The organism is Clavibacter lycopersici (assembly GCF_003576405.1).
Classification (GTDB): Bacteria; Actinomycetota; Actinomycetes; order Actinomycetales; family Microbacteriaceae; genus Clavibacter; species Clavibacter lycopersici.
Genome location: NZ_QWGT01000210.1, coordinates 1 through 4,878 on the forward strand (window position 1 = coordinate 1; position 4,878 = coordinate 4,878).

4 protein-coding genes and 1 pseudogene are annotated in these 4,878 nt (G+C 76.1%); 3 read left to right on the forward strand and 2 right to left on the reverse strand.

What is annotated here, in order from left to right; genetic code table 11:
- Positions 1-1,446, reverse strand: a 1,446-nt coding sequence (locus DZG00_RS12240) for a protoporphyrinogen/coproporphyrinogen oxidase (RefSeq protein ID WP_119455670.1), incomplete at its 3' end; no start/stop codon positions are given.
- Complete coding sequence (hemE, locus tag DZG00_RS12245; protein WP_119382704.1) at positions 1,439-2,566, reverse strand: uroporphyrinogen decarboxylase; 1,128 nt, start codon at positions 2,564-2,566, stop codon at positions 1,439-1,441. The genes hemE and DZG00_RS12240, both read right to left, overlap by 8 nt.
- Positions 2,567-2,691: 125 nt before the next feature.
- Between hemE and DZG00_RS12250 the strand changes: the two genes are divergently transcribed.
- From DZG00_RS12250 to DZG00_RS12260, 3 genes and pseudogenes are all read left to right on the forward strand, one after another.
- Positions 2,692-4,011 (forward strand): glutamyl-tRNA reductase, encoded by a 1,320-nt coding sequence (locus DZG00_RS12250; RefSeq protein ID WP_119382703.1) that lies wholly within the window; start codon positions 2,692-2,694, stop codon positions 4,009-4,011.
- A gap of 44 nt (positions 4,012-4,055) precedes the next feature.
- Positions 4,056-4,646 carry a GNAT family N-acetyltransferase gene (locus DZG00_RS12255; RefSeq protein ID WP_119382706.1) on the forward strand — a complete coding sequence of 197 codons (591 nt, stop codon included), beginning with the start codon at positions 4,056-4,058 and terminating at the stop codon, positions 4,644-4,646.
- Positions 4,647-4,660: 14 nt separating this feature from the next.
- A pseudogene (locus DZG00_RS12260) lies at positions 4,661-4,878 on the forward strand (GNAT family N-acetyltransferase); the annotation flags it as partial.

Here is a 4,878-nt window from a genome sequence, read left to right on the forward strand (position 1 = left end):
CAGGACGCGTGCCGCGGCGGCCTGCGCGTCGGCCACCACGGAGGCGAGGCCGGTGCCCGCGACGGCGGACCCGGTGATCTCGAGCCCGGGGTGCTCCGCCGCCTCGTCGCGCACGGCCTGCACGCGCTCGCGGTGGCCGGAGGCGGCGAACGGGAGGGCGTTCGTCCAGCGCACGCGGGCGGATCCGGTGACCCGGCCGGCGAGGTCCACCCCGAGCAGCGCGGACGCGTCACGCACGGCGATCGCGGTGAGCTCCTCGTCGGGGAGCCCTGCGGTGTCGTCGTCGCCGCCCGCGCGCCCGTAGGAGAGGCGGAGGACGTGGCGGTCGCCCGCGAGCTCCTTCAGCCACGGCCACTTCGCGGTGGCGTGCGTGAGGGCCTTGGCGCGGATCCCCGGGGCGTCGGCCGCGACGAGCACGCCGGTGCCGCGGGGGGCGGCGTCGAGCTCGGGCGCGCGGACGACGAGCGTGACCAGCTCGACGGAGGACGGCTCGGGCCAGCCCTCCGTGACGGCGCGCGGCGCGAGACCCGAGAAGAGGTGGATGAGCCCGGCCGCCGGGATCGCGAGGACGACGCCCGCCGCGTCGATGCCGCGGCCGTCCGCGAGCTCGACGTGCCAGTCGTCGGACGCGGCCGCGCCCTCGTGGGAGCGGTGCCGGTGCACGGCCTCGACCGCGAGCGAGGTGCGCACGTCGACGCCGAGGCGCGCGAGGTCGGCGACCAGCGCGTCGACCAGCAGGTGCACGCCGCCGAGGATGCCGCTCACGGCGGATCCCGCGGGCGACGCGGCGCGCATGGACGCGACCGCGCGCCCGAGCGACCCGTGCTCCGCGAGGCCGGCGCGGAGGCCGGGCGCGACGGCGTCGGCGTCGACCTCGTCGGGGTGGGCGCTGTGCACGCCGGAGACGATGGGGGCGACGAGCCGGTCGACGACGCGGTCGCCCATGCGGGCGCGGACGAGGCCGCCGAGCGTCCGCTCCTTCGCGCCGACCGCGGCGGGGAGGAGGAGGTCGGCCTTGGCGCGGGCGACGCCCGCGCGGCCGATGGCGGTGACGATGGTGGGGTCGAACGGGTGCGCGGGGATCCCGAGCAGGCCCGTGCGCGGCAGCTGGATCGCGCGCTCGGCGAGCTGGACCCACGCGCCGTCGGGGTTCGGCTGCACGATGCGGTCGGCGAGGCCCAGCTCCCCCAGGCGGAGCCCCTCGAGGTACGCGGCGACGGTGCCGCGGCGGGTGGCGAAGCTCTCGGCGCCGCTGTCGAGGCGGAGGCCGTCGACCACGTGGGATCCGACGGTGCCGCCGAGCGCACCCGAGGCCTCCACGAGGATCACGCGCTTCCCGGCGAGGGCGCACGCGCGGGCGGCGATGAGGCCGCCCACCCCGCCGCCGATCACGACGACGTCGGTCGGGTCGACCTCGCCCGCTGCCTGCCGCGGATCGCTACTCACGGACGAGGTCCACGATGCGGGTGAGCACGGTCGGGTCGGTCTCCGGCGGCACGCCGTGGCCGAGGTTGAGCACGTGGGCCGGCGCGGCCTTCCCGCGCTCGAGGACGTCGCGGACGTGCGCCTCGAGGATGGGCCACGGCGCCGCGAGCAGCGCCGGGTCGACGTTGCCCTGCACGGGCACGGATCCGCCGAGGCGGCGCGACGCCTCGTCGAGCGGGATGCGCCAGTCGACGCCCACCGCGTCGACGCCCACGTCGTGCATCGCGCCGAGCAGCTCGCCCGTGCCGACGCCGAAGTGGACGAGCGGGACCGTGCGGCCGTCGGCGGCGGTGATCGTGCGCACGTGGTCGAGCGCGAGGGCGGAGGCCGGGGCGACGCGCTGGGTGTAGTCGGCGAGCGAGAGGCCGCCCGCCCACGAGTCGAACAGCTGCGCGGCGGAGGCGCCGGCCATGACCTGCGCGTGCAGGAAGACGCCCGTGATCTCGGCGCACCAGCGCATGAGGGCGTCCCAGGCGTCGGGATCCGCGTGCATGAGACCGCGGGCCGCGATGTGGTCCTTGCTCGGGCCGCCCTCCACGAGGTAGGCGGCGAGCGTGAACGGCGCGCCCGCGAAGCCGATGAGGGGCGTGTCGCCGAGCTCGGCGACCGTGCGCGCGACGGCCTGGCGGATGGGCTCGAGGGCGGCCGGGTCGAGCGACGGCAGCGCGGCGACGTCGGCCGCGGTGCGGACGGGCTTCTCGAGCACCGGCCCGCGGCCCGCGACGATGTCGACGCCGACGCCCGCGAGCTTCAGCGGGATCACGATGTCGCTGAAGAAGATGCCCGCGTCGACGTGGTGCCGGCGCACGGGCTGCAGCGTGATCTCGCTGGCCATCTCCGGGTCGAGGCACGCGTCGAGCATGCGCGTGCCGACGCGCAGCTCGCGGTACTCGGGCAGCGACCGCCCGGCCTGGCGCATGAACCACACGGGCGCGCGCTCGCCGCGGTGACCGCGGTACGCCTCGACGAGGAGCGACGACGCGGTGCGCGTGTTGAGCGGGTGCTCAGCGGGGAGCGGGACGGCGGCGGACGAGGGCGCGGAGGGAGCGGAGGAGCTGGGCGTGATCACGGGGAAGATCATCGCATCCCCCGCCTGCGCGCCCGCTCGGCTGGGGAGTCGCGCGGACGGCGACGCGCTCCCGCCGGTCGCTGGGCAGGGCACCCTCACCGGCCGCGACCACACGGCGGGGAGGATTACCATGGAGCGTGCTCATATGTCTGACGGCGAGTCATCACAACGCCAGCTTCGATGTCCTCGAGAAGCTGTCCGTGGCCGCACCCTCCGTCGCCGGCACGCTCATGGAGCAGAACGACTTCATCGCGGGGGCCGTCGTCCTCGCCACATGCAACCGCTTCGAGGCGTACCTCGACGTGGAGGAGCCCCTCACCGCGGCCCGCGCCCTCGCCGTCGAGGCCACGGTCGACGTGGTCAGCGGCGCCAGCGGCATCGCCCGTGACGACGTCCGCGGCAGCGTCGACGTGAAGTGCGGCGACGCGGTCGCCGAGCACCTCTTCGCCGTCTCCTCCGGCCTCGAGTCCGTCGTCGTCGGCGAGGGCGAGATCGCGGGCCAGGTGCGCCGCGCGCTCGAGGGCGCCCGCACGGGCGGCACCACGAGCACGGGCCTCGAGCGCCTCTTCCAGACCGCGTCGAACACGTCGCGCGGCGTCAAGACCCGCACGGGCCTCCAGAGCGCCGGCCGGTCGATGGTGCGCCTGGCGCTGGATCTCGCCGAGAGCCGCATCGCCGACTGGTCCGCCACACGCGTCCTGCTCGTCGGCACGGGCGCCTACGCGGGCGCCAGCCTCGCCGCCCTCCGCGACCGCGGCGTCGTCGACGTGCACGTCTACTCCCCCTCCGGCCGGGCCGCGAAGTTCGCCGGCCCGCACGGGATCCCCGCCGTCGAGGGCCGCGACCTGCTGAAGGCGCTCGCCGCGTCCGACATCGTCGTCACCTGCAGCACAGCTCCCACCGCCGTCCTCGCCGCGCACCACATGCAGGGCGCAGCCGCGGTGTCGGGCGACGGGCGCCGCCGCCTCGTCATCGACCTGGGGCTCCCCCGCAACGTGGATCCCGACGTCGTCACGGTCGAGGGCGTCGAGCTCCTCGACCTCGAGACCATCAGCCTGCACGCGCCGCTGCGCGACCTCACCGCCACGGACGACGCGCGGGAGATCGTCAGCACCGCCGCCGCCGAGTTCCGCGCCGCGAGCGCCGAGGACGAGGTCGCCCCCGCGGTCGTGGCCCTGCGCACCCACATCTTCGACGTCCTCGAGGGCGAGCTCGAGCGGGTCCGCAAGCGCGGCGACTCCTCCGAGGCCACCGAGAAGGCGCTCCGGCACCTGGTGAGCGTCCTCGTGCACCAGCCGTCCGTCCGCGCGCGCGAGCTCGCGCGCCAGGGCGAGGGGGCGCGCGTCGTCGACGCGGTGCAGGCGCTCTTCGGCCTCGACGTCGAGATGCCCGCCGCGGTGTCCTCCCCCGTCGCCGTCGCGCTGCCGCGCACGGCCGAGGCCGGCCAGGCGTCGTGAGGCCCCGCATCCTCCGCGGTCCGCGCCTCGACGCGCCGCTCAGGATGACCGGACCGGTGCGCACCGAGCGCCTGGTGCTCCGCCCGTACACGGCCGACGACCTCGACGACTACGCCGACATCCAGCGCCGGCCCGACGTGGTCGAGTACATGTTCTGGCCGCTCCGCGACCGCGAGGCGTCGAAGCGCCACTTGGCCGCCCGCCGTCGGAAGACGCGGCTCGAGCAGTCGAACGACTTCCTGGGGCTCGCCGTCGAGCTGCCGGATGAGCCGAGCCTCAACCCGCGCGCGGGATCCGGCCGGGTAGTCGGCGACGTGTCGCTCCTCCTCCGCAACGCGGCCTCGCGGCAGCTCGAGATCGGCTGGGTCATGAACCCGGACTTCGCCGGCCGCGGCTACGCCACCGAGGCCAGCCGCGCGATGCTCGACATCGCCTTCCAGCGCGCGGGCGCCCACCGCGTCCTCGCGCAGCTCGATGCCCGCAACGCCTCATCCGCGCGCATGGCCGAGCGCCTCGGCATGCGCCGGGAGGGCCTCTTCCGCGAGGAGCACCTCGTGAAGGGCGAGTGGGTCGACAGCCTCTACTACGCCGTGCTGGCCGACGAGTGGGCGGCGAAGCCGCCCGCCACCTCCTGACCCGGGGCCTCCCGGTGGACGGCGACCTGCCCGCGCTCGACCCGGTGGACGTGCGCGGTCCGATCCGCACCGCCCGGCTCCTGCTGCGGCCCTTCGCACCCGACGACGTGGTCGCGCTCGACGCCTACGCGGCGTCGCCCGGCGCACGGCCGCACCTCGCGGGATCCTGGGCCGACCCCGCCCGCATGCTCGCCGACCGCCTCGCCTGGACGCGGCTCGCCGGCGTCGGCGA

What these genes read in the sequence shown, in the direction of transcription:
- hemE (WP_119382704.1), bottom strand. Translation starts at nt 2,566, where the DNA reads ATGATCTTCCCCGTGATCACGCCCAGCTCCTCCGCTCCCTCCGCGCCC.
- DZG00_RS12255 (WP_119382706.1), top strand. Translation starts at nt 4,056, where the DNA reads ATGACCGGACCGGTGCGCACCGAGCGCCTGGTGCTCCGCCCGTACACG.